This window comes from Rhodovulum sp. 12E13 (assembly GCF_003340565.1).
Lineage (GTDB): Bacteria > Pseudomonadota > Alphaproteobacteria > Rhodobacterales > Rhodobacteraceae > HLUCCA09.
In genome coordinates this window covers 24,902-40,636 of the sequence record NZ_QPLK01000019.1, presented here as the reverse complement: position 1 = coordinate 40,636, position 15,735 = coordinate 24,902, and the positions used below count along the sequence as shown (strand labels likewise).

The 15,735-nt window shown below is 69.8% G+C and carries 13 protein-coding genes; 12 read left to right on the top strand and 1 reads right to left on the bottom strand.

Annotation, left to right across the window (positions count from 1 at the left end; translation table 11 throughout):
* The first annotated feature begins 2 nt into the window (after window positions 1-2).
* The 4 genes from DLJ49_RS15495 to DLJ49_RS15480 are packed head-to-tail and all read left to right on the top strand — an operon-like array spanning window position 3 to window position 4,631.
* Window positions 3-1,211 (top strand): acyl-CoA dehydrogenase family protein, encoded by a 1,209-nt coding sequence (locus DLJ49_RS15495; protein WP_115394464.1) that lies wholly within the window; start codon window positions 3-5, stop codon window positions 1,209-1,211.
* Window positions 1,211-2,839 (top strand): AMP-binding protein, encoded by a 1,629-nt coding sequence (locus DLJ49_RS15490; protein ID WP_115394463.1) that lies wholly within the window; start codon window positions 1,211-1,213, stop codon window positions 2,837-2,839. The genes DLJ49_RS15495 and DLJ49_RS15490 overlap by 1 nt, the downstream gene beginning before the upstream one ends.
* A gap of 1 nt (window position 2,840) precedes the next feature.
* A complete protein-coding gene (locus DLJ49_RS15485) occupies window positions 2,841-3,875 on the top strand; it encodes a phosphotransferase family protein (RefSeq protein WP_115394462.1) in 1,035 nt (344 codons plus the stop codon).
* A gap of 45 nt (window positions 3,876-3,920) precedes the next feature.
* A complete protein-coding gene (locus tag DLJ49_RS15480) occupies window positions 3,921-4,631 on the top strand; it encodes an SDR family NAD(P)-dependent oxidoreductase (RefSeq protein WP_115394461.1) in 711 nt (236 codons plus the stop codon).
* A 141-nt stretch (window positions 4,632-4,772) separates the two neighbouring features.
* On the opposite strand, the gene DLJ49_RS15475 is transcribed toward DLJ49_RS15480, so the two are convergent.
* Window positions 4,773-6,476, bottom strand: coding sequence for an asparaginase domain-containing protein (locus DLJ49_RS15475; RefSeq protein ID WP_233489066.1), 1,704 nt, complete (start codon window positions 6,474-6,476; stop codon window positions 4,773-4,775).
* Window positions 6,477-6,871: 395 nt separating this feature from the next.
* On the opposite strand from DLJ49_RS15475, the gene DLJ49_RS15470 reads away from it, so the two are divergent.
* From DLJ49_RS15470 to DLJ49_RS15435, 8 genes are all read left to right on the top strand, one after another.
* Window positions 6,872-8,464 carry an ABC transporter substrate-binding protein gene (locus DLJ49_RS15470; RefSeq protein ID WP_115394460.1) on the top strand — a complete coding sequence of 531 codons (1,593 nt, stop codon included), beginning with the start codon at window positions 6,872-6,874 and terminating at the stop codon, window positions 8,462-8,464.
* A gap of 104 nt (window positions 8,465-8,568) precedes the next feature.
* Window positions 8,569-9,525 carry an ABC transporter permease gene (locus DLJ49_RS15465; protein ID WP_115394459.1) on the top strand — a complete coding sequence of 319 codons (957 nt, stop codon included), beginning with the start codon at window positions 8,569-8,571 and terminating at the stop codon, window positions 9,523-9,525.
* 13 nt (window positions 9,526-9,538) lie between these two features.
* The gene (locus DLJ49_RS15460; RefSeq protein ID WP_115394458.1) at window positions 9,539-10,435 is read left to right on the top strand and encodes an ABC transporter permease; all 897 of its coding nucleotides are present in this window, start codon (window positions 9,539-9,541) and stop codon (window positions 10,433-10,435) included.
* A 10-nt stretch (window positions 10,436-10,445) separates the two neighbouring features.
* The gene (locus DLJ49_RS15455; protein ID WP_115394457.1) at window positions 10,446-11,609 is read left to right on the top strand and encodes an ABC transporter ATP-binding protein; all 1,164 of its coding nucleotides are present in this window, start codon (window positions 10,446-10,448) and stop codon (window positions 11,607-11,609) included.
* Window positions 11,606-12,607 carry an ABC transporter ATP-binding protein gene (locus DLJ49_RS15450; RefSeq protein WP_115394456.1) on the top strand — a complete coding sequence of 334 codons (1,002 nt, stop codon included), beginning with the start codon at window positions 11,606-11,608 and terminating at the stop codon, window positions 12,605-12,607. The genes DLJ49_RS15455 and DLJ49_RS15450 overlap by 4 nt, the downstream gene beginning before the upstream one ends.
* Window positions 12,608-12,645: 38 nt before the next feature.
* Window positions 12,646-13,356, top strand: coding sequence for an isochorismatase family protein (locus DLJ49_RS15445; protein ID WP_115394455.1), 711 nt, complete (start codon window positions 12,646-12,648; stop codon window positions 13,354-13,356).
* A 114-nt stretch (window positions 13,357-13,470) separates the two neighbouring features.
* Window positions 13,471-14,208, top strand: a complete 738-nt coding sequence (locus tag DLJ49_RS15440) for a GntR family transcriptional regulator (protein WP_115394454.1) — start codon at window positions 13,471-13,473, stop codon at window positions 14,206-14,208.
* A 121-nt stretch (window positions 14,209-14,329) separates the two neighbouring features.
* Window positions 14,330-15,715 (top strand): MFS transporter, encoded by a 1,386-nt coding sequence (locus DLJ49_RS15435; protein WP_199533386.1) that lies wholly within the window; start codon window positions 14,330-14,332, stop codon window positions 15,713-15,715.
* Window positions 15,716-15,735 lie beyond the last annotated feature (20 nt).

Genomic DNA, 15,735 nt, shown 5'->3' with positions numbered 1-15,735 from the left:
CAATGGACTTTCGCATCCCCGCCGAGATCGAGCGCATCCGCGCCGGCATAGCCGATTTCGTCGAGACCGAGCTGCTGCCGCTCGAGGCCGACCCGGCCAGCTTCGACGACCACCAGAACATTCGCCTCGACCTGCTGGAAGAGGTCCGTGCCAAGGCGCGCGCGGCTGGCCTCTGGAGCCTGCAGATGCCGCGCGAGGAGGGCGGCGGCGGGCTGAGCCGGGTGGGCATGGCGGTGGCCTACGAGGCGATGAACCGCTCGATCTTCGGCCCCGTCGCGTTCAACTCGGCCGCGCCCGACGACGGCAACATGATGGTGCTCGCCGCCCTCGGCACCGAGGCGCAGAAGCGGCGCTGGCTCGACCCGATCCGCGATGGCGAGGTGCGCTCGGCCTTCGCCATGACCGAGCCGCATCCGGGCGGCGGCTCGGACCCCGGCATGATGCTGACGCGGGCCGAGCGGCGCGGCGACGGCTGGGCGATCACCGGGCGCAAGTGGTACATCACCGGCGCCGGCGAGGCCGCCCATTTCATCGTCGTCGCCCGCACCTCGGACGACCCGCGCAGCGGGCTGACGGCGTTCCTCTTTCACCGCGACGACCCCGGCTGGCATATCGTGCGGCGCATCGGGATCATGGGCCCCGAGGAGCACGGCGGCCATTGCGAGCTCGAGTTCGACGGGCTCACAGTGCCCGACGAGGCCGTGCTCGGCGGCGTCGGCCGGGGCCTCAAGGTGACGCAGACGCGCCTCGGCCCGGCCCGGCTGACGCACTGCATGCGGTGGCTGGGGCTGGCGAAGCGCTGCGTCGAGATCGCGACCGAGTATGCCGAGCGGCGCGAGGGCTTCGGCGTGCGGCTGGCCGAGCGCGAGAGCGTCCAGACGATGCTGGGCGATCTGGCGATGCAGATCGAGATCGGCCGTCTGCTGGTGATGAAGGCGGCTTGGGCGCTCGACGGGGGCAGCTACGCGCGCACCGAGATTTCGATGGCCAAGATCCACGTGGCGAACCTGCTGCACACGGCCGCCGACCGGGCGATCCAGATCAACGGGGCGCGTGGTTATTCCACCGACACCCCGCTCGAATGGATCTACCGCTACGCGCGGCAGGCCCGGCTCGTCGACGGGGCCGACGAGGTCCACAAGATGGTCATCAACCGCGAGCTTCGCGCCAGCGGGCCGGCACTGTGGTCATGGCCGGTGAGGGAGGACTGATGTTCGAGGAGCCGCATCTCCGCCCGCGGGCGGCGAACTTCCAGCCGCTGACCCCGGTGAGCTTCCTGACGCGCGCCGCCGAGGCGCATCCGCACCGGACGGCCGTCATCTGGCGGGATGCGACGTGGGACTATGCCGGGCTGCACGCGATGGCCGTGCGGATGGCCGAGGCACTGCGCGAGGCGGGCATCGGCCGTGGCGACGTCGTGTCGATCGTCGCGCGCAACCGCCCCGAGATGCTGGCCGCGCATTTCGCCGTGCCCGCGCTGGGCGCCGTGCTGAGCACGCTCAACATCCGGCTCGACGCCGGCGCGCTCGGCTACATCCTCGCCCATTCCGAAAGCCGGCTGCTGCTGTGCGATCCGGCCTGCACAGGGGCGGCGGGCGAGGCTGCACGCGCCACCGGCGTGCGGATGCTCATGCTCGCCGATCCGGGCGAGGGGCCGGCGCCCGACCGGCTCGACCTGCTGACGGGCGGTTCCGCGGCGCCGCCGCTCGATGCGTCTGCCGTGACCGAGGAATGGCAGCCGATCTGCCTCAACTACACATCGGGCACGACCGGCGCGCCCAAGGGGGCCGTCTATCACCACCGCGGCGCCTTCCTCAACGCGATGGGCAACGCCCTGACGCTCGGCTTCGGGGCGGCCACGAGCTATCTCTGGACGCTGCCGATGTTCCACTGCAACGGCTGGTCGCACACCTGGGCCGTGACCGCGGCGGGCGGCACCCATGTCTGCCTCGACGCGGTGGAGCCAGCCGCGATCTTCGACCTGATCGCGCGTCACGGCGTCAGCCACATGTGCTGCGCTCCCGTCGTCCTCTACATGCTGCTGGCCGACCCCGCGGCCGAGGCGCACCGGGCGCGGCTGGCCGCGGGCGAGGCCGGCCGCGTGGCGGTCGGAACCGGCGGTGCCGCGCCCTCGGCCCACCTGATCGAGCAGCTCGGGACGCTCGGCTTCGAGCTCACCCACCTCTACGGGCTGACCGAAAGCTACGGCCCGGCCTCGATCTGCCAGACCGGCGAGGCGCTTGCGGACGCCTCGAACGAGCGCAAGGCGGCATGGCTCGCGCGGCAGGGGTATCGCCACGCCACGTCCGGCACGATCCGCATCGCCGCATCGGGCGGCGCGGGCGGCGACGCGCCGCCCGACGGCGAGACGCAGGGCGAGATCCTGCTGCGCGGCAACACGCTGATGGCCGGCTACTACCGCGATGCGGCCGCGACTGAGCGCGCCTTTGCGGGCGGCTGGTTCCATACCGGCGATCTCGGGGTGCGCGATACCGACGGCGCGATCAGGGTCACCGACCGCGAGAAGGACGTGATCATCTCGGGTGGCGAGAACATCGCCTCGATCGAGGTCGAGGGCGTGCTGCACCGGCACCCCGCTGTCCTGCTGGCTGCCGTCGTCGCCATGCCGAGCGCCAAGTGGGGCGAGTTGCCCTGCGCCTTCGTCGAGCTGAAACCGGGTCGCGAGGCCGCGCCCGACGAGCTCGAGGCGTTCTGCCGGGACCAGCTCGCGGCGTTCAAGGTGCCGCGCCACTACCGCTTCGGCGAGCTGCCGAAGACCGCGACCGGCAAGATCCAGAAATTCCTGCTGCGGCAGCGCCTGACGGACGAGGGGGAGTGAGATGAGCGGCCTCGCCGACCCCGCGCGCCGCGACGCCCTCGCGGCGTGGATCGCGGAGGCGACCGAGCTCGACGGCCCGCTGTCGCTCGCGCCGATCGCGGGCGGCCAGTCGAACCCGACCTGGCATGCCGCACTGCCCGGCGCCGACCTCGTGCTGCGCACCCGCCCCGCGGGACCGACGCTGCCCGGCGCCCACGCCATCGACCGCGAGTTCCGCGTGCTCTCGGCGCTGCACCCCGCCGGCCTGCCGGTGCCGCGCCCGGTCGCCTGGTGCGGCGACGAGAGCGTGATCGGCACGCCCTTCTACCTGATGGAGCGGGTGCCGGGCCGCGTCTTTCACGACGCGACGCTGCCGGGTCTCTCGTCCGAGGAACGCGAGGCCGCCTACCTGTCGATGGCCGAGACGCTGGCCCGGCTGCACGCCGTCGACCCGGCCGAGGTCGGCCTCGCGGATTTCGGAAAGCCCGGCAATTACTTCGAGCGACAGCTCGGCCGCTGGACGCGACAGTGGCGCCAGGCCGAGGGCATGGACATCCCCGACATCGACCGCCTCTCGGAGGCCCTCGGCGCGCGCATGCCGGAAGACGACGGGCGGCAATCCATCGTCCACGGCGACTACCGGATCGGCAACCTCATCCTGCATCCCGCCGAGCCCCGCGTCGTGGCGATCCTCGACTGGGAGCTGTCGACCCTCGGCCACCCGCTGTCGGATCTCGGCTTCTGTTGCATGACATGGCACACCTCGCCCCAGGAATACGGCGGCATCCGGGGCACCGGCGCGACGGCCCACGGCATCCCGACGCGCGAGGCCTTCGTCGCCCGCTACGCGGCCGCCGCGCCGGAAACGCCGCCGCTCGCGCCGTTCCACGAGGCCTTCGCCTTCTTCCGTTTCGCGGTGATCTTCGTGGGCATCGCCGAGCGCGCCCGGCAGGGCACTGCCGCCGATCCGCAAGCCGCGCGTCTCGCGCCGCTCGCCGCCGTCTTCGCCCGGCGGGGGCTCGAGATTCTCGGGCTCGCCGGGCCGGTAGCGCCCTGACGAAACGGCCCCAGGAGCAAGGTCAGCACGAGAGGTTCTTCCGACATGACGACCGACACCAAGCGCATCGCCGTGGTCACGGGCGGTGGCACCGGGCTGGGGCAGGCAAGCGTCCTGCGACTGCTGGCAGATGGCTTTCACGTCCATTCCCTGGGGCTCGACGTGGAGGAAAGGATCGAGCACCCGGCGCACGCGCACACCGAGTTCGACGTGACCGACAGCGCGGCGATCGCCGACTTTGCCGCGGGCTTCGACGGGCTCGACGCCCTAGTGAACGCCGCGGGCGTGATCCGGCACGAGGGGCGCGAGATGACCAACGAGGGGTTCCGGGCCGTGATGGCTGTCAACCTCGGCGGGACGCAGGAGATGTGCTTCGCCTTCGAGCAGGCCCTGAAGGCGCGCGGCGGCGCAGTGGTGAATTTCGCGTCGATGTGGTCGATCTTCGGCTCTTCGCGCAATCCTGCCTATTCGGCGAGCAAGGGGGCCGTCGCCTCGCTCACCCGCGCCCTCGCCGCTGCGTGGGGCGGGGATGGCGTGCGGGTCAATGCCGTCGCCCCGGGCTGGGTGGATACCCGCATGTCCGTGAACGCGATGACGGATCCGGCGCGGTCCGGTCCGATCCTCGCGCGCATCCCTGCCGGCCGCTGGGGACGCCCGAGCGAAGTCGGCCACGTCGTCGGCTTTCTCGTCTCGCCCGCCGCAAGCTATGTCAACGGGGTGGTTCTGCCGATCGACGGCGGCTACAGCATCGCCTGAAGACAGCCCTGCCGAGCCCATCCGCCTCGCGGTTGCCGGCGGCTGCGTCGCGCAAGCCTCCTGTCCCTCGCCGCGCATCGCGCAAGCGGGACGGATCCGCAGAGGAAGCCGTGTGCTTCCGCTGCGGGCACGGGGGACGCTTCAGTGGCTATCGAAGACCTTCTGGAAGGGGACGATCGCTGCCGCGAGACGCTCGGTGTCTTCCGGCGTCGGCGCAAGGGGATCGGCCGCGACGGGCAGAGCGCCGAACTTCATCAGGCACGCCATCAGAAGCAACCGCGCCTTCGTCGACGTCAGGTTCGAGCCGGCGACGACCAGAGGAAAGGGATCCGCGAACCCCTCCATCGCGCCCCGCCCGGTGCGTACGGTGGGCAGCCCGCTGTAGGCTGCCCGCAACAGCAGTTCCTCGCGGGCGCCCGACGGGAGACGACCATAGGGCACCAGCCCTTCGGTGACGAACCCCGCGAGGCGGCCGAGCGACAGCTTGTGCTCGATCAGGGCGACCATGTCCGACAGGTCGTCGGGGCCGGTCTCCCAGCTCTCGTCCGAGTATCCCCCCTCCTTGACGATCGAAACGGAGGGGATCGCCTCTTCGGTCAGGCGGCCCTCGTCGTCCTTCACGCGGATCTCGACGGGCACGAGGGCGCCATCCCTGCGGGCGACGGCCTGCACGCTGGCAGGCAGGCGTGCGAGGTTCACCTCCGACGACCATGTATGCCTGTAGGCAGGCACGTATTGCACATGGATGTCGTCCTTGTGGGTCACCTGCCCCAGGATGCCGCCGTGGCCGCCGGTCGCCACGTAGCCGCCCGGACGGGCATCGGCCTTGGCGACCTCGCGGGCGGCGAAGAACTGCTGCTCCTGGATGACCAGCGCGCCGCAGCGGTTGCGGCCCTCCTCGTCCTTCCACTTGCCCGACCGGATGAAGGTGATCGAATCGACGATGTTCTTCGGGCCGTCGGCCGAGATCTGCCCCTGCGGGCGCTGGGCCGCGTTGCCGCAGATCGGCAGGGTGGTGTCGATCAGCAGGTTGAACCAGTAGGCGGTCTCCTCGACCTGCGGGCTGCCCTGCGTCCAGATGAGCCCGTCGTACTCGCCGGAGTCCGCGATCGCCTGGGTTTCGTTGGTGATCTTCGCGAGGCTCGGCCGGGCGGGCGCGGTGGAGAGGTGGTAGGGCTTGTAGGCGTTGAACTCGCGCCCGCGGAGCTCGGGCGGAATGTCGCCCTCGCCCTTGTCGCTGCGGCGGTTGGCGGGCAGGCCCTTCTTGTAGCCGCCGGGGGGCATGATGCGGAAGAAATCGACCTCGGCCTGCCGCGAGATCGGGCTGGCGAGCCCGTCGACCCAGATCGAGACGCGGTCGATCTCCTCGAAGCTGCGCGAGCCGTCCGGGAAAAAGCTCTGACGTGCCTTGTCGTCCGGGCCGCCTGGCACGGCCATCTCTTCCTCCCAGGGCGATCCGTCGGCCTGCACGGCCATGTAGGGCAGGGGGTAGAGGCCGTCTTCGGGCATGAGTTCGACCTCGTAGACGGGTTTGTCGTCTGGGCCAGTCTTGTCGGGCGAGAACGTGCCGTCGGGGGCGAGCCAGCCGTCGGGCGGGCCGTAGAGATCGTCGGCGTCGGCCTCGAGAGGGTGAGCCGAGAACTGCTCGACATAGACCTTGGCCGGAGCGGCGAGGCGCTGCAGGCGCAACGCATCGTAGCGCAAGGGCGCGCCGTCGGGTGCCGTGCGCAGCGGCAGGTTGCGGCGGGCCCGGGCCTTGTTGGAGGTCACGAGCGGGGGGGTGTTCTGGATGGTGGCGGTCGGCCCGGCGAGATGCGCGATTCGCGTCTTGCGTTGCATGTCCATGGAATCGTCCTCCGTTTTGACGCCTGCGGGAGCGGTCGAGCGCACGCGCAAGGGTTGCGTTGTATGCAATCAAGTTTGGCGCGATCGAGCCGGCCGACTCAGCGATACGCCATGTCGCGGCGGTGCGGCAGTTCGATCTGCGTTCGTTGATCGGGAAAATCCCTTTCCAGTCAGCAAAATGAGCAGGCGCCTTCCAGTCTGCCGCAGAATTGACCGAAGTGCGCGGCGTGCGGGGGCGTTTTTGGCCTCATGTGTGCGAAAGGGGCTTGCGAGATAGATTGCGCACAATCCTGATGGGTGGGCGTTTTCCGGAGCGGCCTCGCGGCCCGCAGTGGAGACGCCTGACCGCAAGAAGGGGCCCGTCTGCCGGGCCCGTGACAGACAAGGGGACCGCAATGCTGCACGACACCTTCTTCGGACGCGGGCTGCACCGTGTCGCCGCCGCTGCCGCGCTGGCCGGCGCAGTGGCGGGCGCCTCGTCCGCGCAGGGCACGCTCACCGTCGCCATGACCGCGGGCGACCTGCCCGACTGGGCGGGTATGCCCGATCAGGGCTTCGAGGGCTGGCGTTTCGTGGGCTACTCGATCTACGAGGGCCTCGTGGCATGGGACCTGTCGCGCTCGGACGCCGAGGCCGTCGCGATGCCCGGCCTCGCGACGTCGTGGGACGTCGACGAGAGCGATCCCAGGCGCTGGATCTTCGAGCTGCGCGAGGGCGTCACCTTTCACGACGGGTGCCCGTGGAACGCCGACGCCGCGGTGTGGAATTTCTCGCGGTTGACCGACGAGAGCCACCCCTCGTTCAACCCGGTCGACTTCGCCCGCGCCCGGTCGCGCGTCTCGACGGTCGCCGAGGTCGAGAAGATCGACGAGATGACGTTCGCGCTGCACACGCAGGACATCGAGTCGCTGTTCGACTACAACCTGCTTTACGTGCTGATGGTGTCGCCCTGTGCCTACGAAGCGGCCGGCAACGACCGCGCCGAGTATGCCAAGGCGCCGGCGGGGACGGGGCCCTATCTGTTCGACTCGGCCGTGCCGACCGAGCGGCTCGAACTGGTGCCCAACCCCGACTACTGGAATCCCGATCGCATGCCGCAGCACGACCGTCTCGTGCTCCTGCCGATGCCCGAGGCGACGACGCGGGCCGCCGCTTTGCTGGCGGGGCAGGTGAATTTCGTCGAGGCGCCCTCGCCCGACATGATCCCGGCGCTCGAGGGGGCGGGGATGCAGGTCGTCACGAACGAATACCCGCATTACTGGCCCTACCGCTTCAACCACCTGCGCGGCCCCTTCGCCGATCCCAGGATCCGCCAGGCGGCCAACTGGGCCGTGAACCGCGAGGAAGTGGTGGCGCTGCTCAACGGCACCGCGATCCCGGCCTACGGCGCCTACACGCCGAACCAGACCGATTTCGGCGACCCGATGCGCTATTCCCACGATCCCGAGAAGGCGCGCGCGCTGCTGGAAGAGGCGGGGTGCCTGCCTTGCGAGATCAACGTGGGCATCTCGACCTCGGGCTCGGGCCAGATGCAGCCGCTGCCGATGAACGAGCTTGTCCAGTCTCAGCTGGAGGAGGCCGGCTTCGAGGTCAACTTCGAGGTCATGGACTGGAACACCATGATCGGCATCTTCATCCAGGGGGCGGTGAACCACGAACAGTACGACGCGATCAACTTTTCCTCGGCGACGATGGAGCCGCTGCAGTTCGTCAAGAGCTTCATGAAGAAGTTCCAGACCCCCGGCGGCTCGAACTGGGGCGGATACCACAACGAGGAGGTGGAGGCCCTGCTCGCCGAGGCGCTCGAGACCTTCGACCCCGAGAAGCAGTCCGCGCTGATAACGCAGGCCCACGAGATCGCGGTGGCCGACGGGGCGAACCTGTTCATCGTGTCCGACCTCAATCCGCGGGCGATGGCGCCCAACGTGAAGGGGTTCGTTCAGGCGCAGAGCTGGTTCCAGGACATCACCCCGATCCGGGTGGAGTAACGGCGCGCGGCGGCGCCTTGCCGGGGCGGGCGCGAGGCCGGCGCGCCCGCCCCTCGCCGCCGCCTTCAGGACCGCCGGCCGCCCGCTCCCACAGGAGAGACCCCATGTGGATCTACGCCCTGCACCGTCTGCTCTACGCAATCCCGATCGCCCTCGGCGTCTCGGTGATCTGCTTCGCGCTGGTCTACCTCGCCCCTGGCGACCCGGTGCAGTCGCTCATCCCCGCCGACGCCACCGAAGAGGACATCGCGGCGATCAAGCGCCTCTACGGGTTCGACAAGCCGCTGGTGTTCCAGTATTTCGACTGGCTCGGACGCGCGCTGACCGGCGATCTCGGCACCTCGCTGCAGACCAACCGCCCGGTGCTCGAGGATGTCACTCGTGCCTTCGCCAACACGCTGGCCATCGCGCTCATCGCGGTGACGCTCGCCTTCGCGGTGGCCTTCACCCTGGGGACGCTGGCCGCCTACAATGTCGGCCGCCCTATCGACCGGATCGCGACCTCGATTTCCACCGTCGGTGTCTCGGTGCCGAACTACTGGATGGGGATCGTGCTGGTGATCGTCTTCGCGGTGAACCTGCGCTGGCTGCCGGCCACCGGCATGGGCGCGACGGGCTCGGAGAACTTCGACTGGCTGGACTGGGACAGCCTGAAATACGCGGTGCTGCCGGTCGTTACGATGGCGATGATCCCGCTGGGCGTCGTCACCCGCTCCACCCGCTCGGCGGTCGCCGACATTCTCAGCCAGGACTTCGTGCAGGTGCTGCGGGCGAAGGGGCTGTCGAACACCCGTATCCTCGTGCACGCGGTGAAGAACGCGCTGCCCCAGATCCTGGCGGTGATGGGCCTTCAGCTGGGCTACCTGATCGGCGGGTCGATCCTGATCGAGACCGTCTTCACCTGGCCGGGCACGGGCCTTCTGATGTCGAAGGCCATCCTGACCCGGGACATTCCGCTGCTGCAGGGCACGATCCTGTTCCTCGCCCTCACCTTCGTCCTGATCAACCTGATCGTCGACCTGCTGCAGACGCTCGTCGACCCGCGCATGTCGCGCGCCTGAACGGGAGACGCCCATGCCCGCCGATGCCACGATCACCACCGCGCAGGCCGGGGCGCCTGCCGGCCCCGCCCGACGCGGCTACTGGAGCTCGGTCGCGGAGCGCCTGCGGCACGACCCGGTCACGGTCTTCTTTCTCTGCGTGATCCTTCTGGCGGCGGTCGCAGCGCTGCTCGCGCCGGTCCTCGCGCCGCACGACCCCTACGAGACGAGCATGCTCAAGCGGCTGAAACCGGTAGGCTTCGAGGAGCATCCGCTGGGCACCGACGAACTTGGCCGCGACATGCTCAGCCGGCTGCTCTACGGCGGGCGCGTCTCGATCATGATGGGGGTGCTGCCGGTGCTGCTCGCCGTGGCCATCGGCGGCACGCTCGGCGTCCTGGCCGGCTTCCTCGGGGGGCTGGTCAACACCGCGATCATGCGGGTGATGGACGTCTTCTACGCCTTTCCCTCCGTGCTGCTCGCCGTCGCCATCTCGGGCACGCTGGGCGGGGGGATCGCGAGCGGCCTCGTCGCGCTGACGCTCGTCTTCATTCCCTCGCTCTGCCGGGTGGCCGAGACGGCGACGAGCCAGATCCGATCGGTCGACTTCGTCGAGGCGGCGCGGGCAAGCGGGGCGCCGACACACTCGATCATTCGCGCACACGTCATCGGCAACGTGCTGCCGCCGATCTTCATCTACGCCTCCAGCCTCGTCTCGGTGTCGATCCTGCTCTCGGCCGGCCTGTCGTTTCTCGGCCTCGGCGTCTCGCCGCCGGTGGCCGACTGGGGCGCGATGCTCTCGAGCCTGCGGCAGGCCGTCTACGTGCAGCCGCTGGTCTGTGCGCTGCCCGGTATCGCCATCTTCGTCATGTCGCTCTCGTTCAACCTCGTCAGCGACGGTCTCCGCCACGCGATGGACGTCAAGGCCTGAGGAAACTGCCATGACCCTGTTCGACCAGACAACGACCCCCGCCGCCACCGCCCCCGCCCTGCACGAGGTGCCCAAGCGCGATCCGCGCGACCGGGGCGGCGCGCGCCAGCCCCTGCTGATCGTGCGCGACCTGCACAAGCACTTCCCGATCAAGGGCGGGCTGCTGAACACGACGGTCGCCACGGTGAAGGCGGTGGATGGCGTCTCCTTTGCGGTGGGAAAGGGCGAGACGCTGGGCGTCGTCGGCGAGTCCGGCTGCGGCAAGTCCACCCTCGCGCGGCTGCTGATGCATCTGATCCCTCCCGACAGGGGCGAACTGATCTTCGACGGCGATCCGGTGGGACAGCGCCAGGGCCTGTCGCTCCGTGACCTGCGGCGCAACATGCAGATGGTCTTCCAGGACTCCTCCTCGTCGCTCAATCCCCGCATGCCCATCGAGGATTCGGTCGCCTACGGGCCGCGCGTGCACGGCGCACCTCGACACACGGCGCGCGCCACGGCGCGCGACCTGCTCGACAAGGTGGGTCTGCCCGCCGAGATGTTCGCGCATCGCTATCCTCACGAATTGTCGGGTGGCCAGAAGCAGCGGGTCAACATCGCCCGCGCGCTGGCGCTCGAGCCGCGCATGCTGATCCTCGACGAGGCGGTCTCGGCGCTCGACAAGTCGGTCGAGGCGCAGGTGCTGAACCTGCTGCGCCATCTGCGGACGCGCCTCAGCCTGACCTACCTGTTCATCTCGCACGACCTGCACGTCGTGCAATACATCTCGGACCGGGTGCTGGTGATGTATCTCGGCGAGGTGGTCGAGATCGGGCCCGTCGACCGGATCTATTCCGCCGCCCGCCACCCCTACACGCAGGCCCTGCTGGCCTCGCAGCTGTCGACCGATCCGGCCGAGCGGCTGACCGAGGCACCGATCGCGGGCGATCCGCCGAACCCGATCGACCCACCGTCAGGCTGCCGGTTCCACACGCGCTGCCCGTTCGCAGAAGCGGTCTGCACGGCGCAGGCGCCCCGGCTGAGCGCGGCCGAGGGGCCGGAGGCGCACGGCGTCGCCTGCCACATGCACGATCCCGGATCGGGGCACAGCCGGCACGGCGATCCGCCGGTGACACCACTCAATGCCGCGCCGGCGCCGATGCCGGCGAAGCGCGCGCAGGGAGCGGCCCGATGACCGCCCCGCTGCTCGACGTGCGGGGCCTGACCGTCCGGTTCCACAGCCGCAGGAGTTCGGCGACAGCGGTCGACGACGTCTCTTTCTCGCTCGCCGCAGGCGAGGTGCTCTGCATCATCGGCGAGTCCGGGTCGGGCAAGTCGGTGACGATGCGGGCACTGATGCGCCTGCTGCCGGAGCGCCGCGCGGAGATATCGGGCCGGATCGGGCTCGACGGGAACGACGTGCTGTCGCTCGGGGACCGCGCACTCAACGCGCTGCGGGGCGACACCGTGTCGATGGTGTTTCAGGAGCCGATGACGGCGCTCGACCCGGTCTTCACCATCGGCGACCAGATCGCCGAGACGGTCCGCCGCCATCGCGGCGCGAGCCGCGCCGAGGCCGAGGCGCGGGCGCTCGAGCTGCTGAAGCTGGTGCGCATCCCGTCGCCCGAGCGGCGCTTGCGCGCCTATCCGCACGAACTGTCGGGCGGGTTGCGCCAGCGGGCGATGATCGCGCTCGCCCTGTCCTGCCAGCCGAAGCTGCTTCTGGCCGACGAGCCGACAACGGCGCTCGACGCGACGGTGCAGATCCAGGTGCTCGTCCTGCTCAAGCGCCTGCAGGCAGAGATCGGCATGGGAATCGTCTTCGTCACCCACGACCTCGGCGTGGCGGCGCAGATCGCCGACAAGGTGGCGGTGATGTATGCCGGCCGGATCGTGGAATACGGTCCGGCGCGCGACGTCCTTCTCGACCCGCGCCACCCCTACACGATCGGCATGCTGTCCTCGACCGTGCGCGGCCAGCCGCGCGACCGCGACATCGAGGCGATCCCCGGCAGCCCGCCCGACCTCGCCGCCTTGCCGCCGGGCTGCGCCTTCGCCCCGCGCTGCCGCTTCGCGGTCGACGCCTGCCGCGCCGCACTGCCGCCGGTCGAGGAAGTCGGCCCCGGCCGCAGCGCGAGGTGCGCCCGGCTCGCCGCGGCGCGGCCCGCCGCGGCGGCCGCAGCCCCCGCCTGACGCCCCATCCCAGCAGAGAGAGAGAAAGGAGAATACCAATGCACGAGGTGAAAATCCCCGACTACATCGTCGAGCGCGTGGTAGAGCGCCGCGGCAAGGTACATATCCACGACGACCTCGACCCGGCGAAGACGGCGCTGCTCGTCGTCGACCTGCAGAACGCCTTCATGGTGGAAGAGCACGCCGCCGCCTTCGTCCCCGGCTGCGTCGACATCGTGCCGAACGTCAATCGTCTGGCCGAGGCGGTGCGCGCGACGGGCGGCAAGGTTTTCTGGATCCGCAACACGATCACCGACGAGAGCCGCGAGGCATGGTCTCACTGGTTCGCCATGACCGGCCACGATGCCGAGCGTGCCGCGCAACGGCAGGCCAACATGGTGGAAGGGGCGGTGGGCCACGAGCTCTATCCCGAGCTCGTGGTGAAACCCGAGGACGAGACCGTGCTCAAGCACCGCTTCTCGGCGCTGATCCAGGGCTCGTCGGATCTGCACGAGCGGCTGCAGGCGGCCGGTATCGAAACCGTGATCGTCACCGGCACGGTGACGAGCGTGTGCTGCGAGTCGACCGCGCGCGACGCCATGATGCTGAATTACAAGACGATCATGGTGTCCGACGGGAACGCGGCCATGACCGATGCCGAGCACAATGCCGCGCTGACTGCCTTCTACGCCACCTTCGGCGACGTGATGGATACAGAAAGCCTGATAGATACAGTGCAGGCAAACGTGACGCAGGCAGCCGCGCAATGAGCCCGGTCCGCGCCTCCGGCCGATCTGCCGGGGGCGCGCCCGCCGCCCGGGCGAGGGGACGGGCTGCGCCCCGGCCCGGTCTGGCGGCCCTGCGAGGGAGGAGAAGGACGCACCATGGCGACACGCAGCCAGATGATCGAGCGGCGGATCCGGGAGGGTATCCTCGAGGGGGAATTCGCGGCCGGCACGCGCATGAACGAGATCGAACTTGCGCGGAATCTCGGGGTATCGCGGACACCGGTCCGGGCTGCGCTCTCGGTTTTGTCGAGCGAGGGGCTGCTGCACTACACGCCGAACAGCGGCTTCACGGTGCAGGTCTTCACCTCGGAGGATATCGTGAAGATCTACGAGCTCCGGTCGACGCTGTCGGGGCTGGCGGCCCGTCTGGCCACGCAGAACGGCCTCGGCGAGGAGGGGCTCGACCGGCTCCGCGCGCTCGTCCGCTCGGGGCGCGAACTGCTCGACGACGGGATCTGGACTCAGGCCGAGTTTCAACTGTGGGAGCAGACCAACGAGACCTTCCACTGGCGGATCGACGAGGCCGCCGAGAACCCCTATGTCGTGGCGGCCATCCAGCGGACGCGGGACATCCCCGTTCTGCGCGAGATCCGCTATCGCTGGATCGACCCGGAGACGCTGGCGGTCAACCAGTCGTCGCACGAGGCAATACTCGACGCGCTGCGCCGCGGGCAGCAGCGCCGGGCCGAGGAGCTGACGGCCGAACACGTCTATCAGAACGGCCAGCGAATCGTTCGGCAGTGGCGCGAGATAGAGCGCCGCAACCGGGGCGAAGACATCGCCGAGGCCGGGGCCGAGGCAGAGCCGACGCCCGCGACGCGCGTCGCGGGCTGAGCGCCGCCCGGGTGTCATCGGGGCAGGCGGGGCGGGTGGGTCATGCAAGGGACCGCACCGAAGCCGGGCGCGGCGGCAGCCAGTCGCGGCCCGCGGGCGGATCACGGGAGCGGGCGGACACGTGAGCCTGTCGACAACCGAGAATGGCCCGAAGGCGGCTCTGCATGGCGGCCTGCCGCAGCCGCAACGCTTCTACGCCTTCGTCACGCTGGGTGCGGCGGTTATGCTGTCGGTCCTCGATGCCTCGATGATGAACGTGGCGCTTCCCTCGATCGCCGCCGCGCAGGGGGTCACCCCCTCGACGGCGATCTGGGTGGTGACCGCGTTCCAGCTCGCCGTCGTCGCCTGCCTGTTGCCGATGGCGTCTCTGGCCGAGGCGATCGGGTTCCGGAAGATCTACTTTGCCGGCGTGGCCCTCGTCGGCGCTGCCTCGCTTTTCTGCGCGATGGCCGACTCGATCGCGACGCTGATCGCGGCGCGGATCGTGCAGGGCATCGGTGCCGGAGCGATCATGAGCATCAACGGTGCGATGGTGCGCCATATCGTGCCGGCCGACGGGATCGGGCGCGGGATCGCCACGATCTCGCTGGTGGTCGGTATCTCGGCAGCGGCCGGGCCGACAGTGGCAGGAGCCATCCTGTCGGTTGCATCGTGGCACTGGCTGTTTCTCGTGAATGTGCCGATCTGCATGGGCATCCTGCTGTCGGGCGCGCTGACGCTGCCGCGCATCGCCGGGCGGGGCAACCGGTTCGACATCGTCAGCGCGGTGCTCAACGCCCTGGCGTTCGGGCTGGCGATCTACGGGCTCAGCGGGTTCGGCCGAGGGGGCTCCGTCGTTCTGAGCACGATCGAGCTGGGCGCGGCCGCTATCGCCTTCGCCGCGCTGGTGCGTCGGCAGAGGCTGATGACATCGCCGCTACTGCCGACGGACCTGCTCGCGCATCGCCCCTTCGCCCTGTCGATCTCGGCCTCGATCACGTCCTTCGCCGCGCAGTTCCTCGCCCTTGTCTCGCTGCCGTTCTACCTGCACGACGTGCTCGGGCGCAGCCCTGCGGAGACAGGTCTGCTCCTGACCCCCTGGCCCATCGCCGTCGCCGCGCTCGCCCCCATTGCGGGCCGTCTGGCCGACCGGCCCTATCGTGCCATCCAGAGCGCGGCGGGGATGGGACTCGTCGCGCTCGGGCTGCTGCTGATCGCGGCGTTGCCCGCCGCTCCGTCGAACGCCGACATCATGTGGCGCCTCGCCCTGTGCGGCGCGGGATTCTCGCTGTTTCAGGCGCCGAATAGCCGCACCATCATGACGAGCGCGCCCCTCGATCGCTCGGGCGGGGCCAGCGGGATGATGTCGGTCGCGCGGGTGTTCGGCCAGTCCTGCGGGGCGGCACTTGCCGCGAGCCTGATCGCCATTCTCGGCGGCTTCCAGATCGTGCCCCTGATGGTCGTCGCGGCGGCTTTCGCCCTGTGCGCCGCCGCGCTCGGCGGCTTGCGCAACGCGAACGTCTTCTGAGCCGCGCGTCGCCGGTGCGA

Excerpts from the sequence above, each read along its gene's own strand:
- DLJ49_RS15495 (WP_115394464.1), top strand. The coding sequence starts at position 3 with ATGGACTTTCGCATCCCCGCCGAGATCGAGCGCATCCGCGCCGGCATA.
- DLJ49_RS15490 (WP_115394463.1), top strand. The coding sequence starts at position 1,211 with ATGTTCGAGGAGCCGCATCTCCGCCCGCGGGCGGCGAACTTCCAGCCG.
- DLJ49_RS15485 (WP_115394462.1), top strand. The coding sequence starts at position 2,841 with ATGAGCGGCCTCGCCGACCCCGCGCGCCGCGACGCCCTCGCGGCGTGG.
- DLJ49_RS15480 (WP_115394461.1), top strand. The coding sequence starts at position 3,921 with ATGACGACCGACACCAAGCGCATCGCCGTGGTCACGGGCGGTGGCACC.
- DLJ49_RS15475 (WP_233489066.1), bottom strand. The coding sequence starts at position 6,476 with ATGGACATGCAACGCAAGACGCGAATCGCGCATCTCGCCGGGCCGACC.
- DLJ49_RS15470 (WP_115394460.1), top strand. The coding sequence starts at position 6,872 with ATGCTGCACGACACCTTCTTCGGACGCGGGCTGCACCGTGTCGCCGCC.
- DLJ49_RS15465 (WP_115394459.1), top strand. The coding sequence starts at position 8,569 with ATGTGGATCTACGCCCTGCACCGTCTGCTCTACGCAATCCCGATCGCC.
- DLJ49_RS15460 (WP_115394458.1), top strand. The coding sequence starts at position 9,539 with ATGCCCGCCGATGCCACGATCACCACCGCGCAGGCCGGGGCGCCTGCC.
- DLJ49_RS15455 (WP_115394457.1), top strand. The coding sequence starts at position 10,446 with ATGACCCTGTTCGACCAGACAACGACCCCCGCCGCCACCGCCCCCGCC.
- DLJ49_RS15450 (WP_115394456.1), top strand. The coding sequence starts at position 11,606 with ATGACCGCCCCGCTGCTCGACGTGCGGGGCCTGACCGTCCGGTTCCAC.
- DLJ49_RS15445 (WP_115394455.1), top strand. The coding sequence starts at position 12,646 with ATGCACGAGGTGAAAATCCCCGACTACATCGTCGAGCGCGTGGTAGAG.
- DLJ49_RS15440 (WP_115394454.1), top strand. The coding sequence starts at position 13,471 with ATGGCGACACGCAGCCAGATGATCGAGCGGCGGATCCGGGAGGGTATC.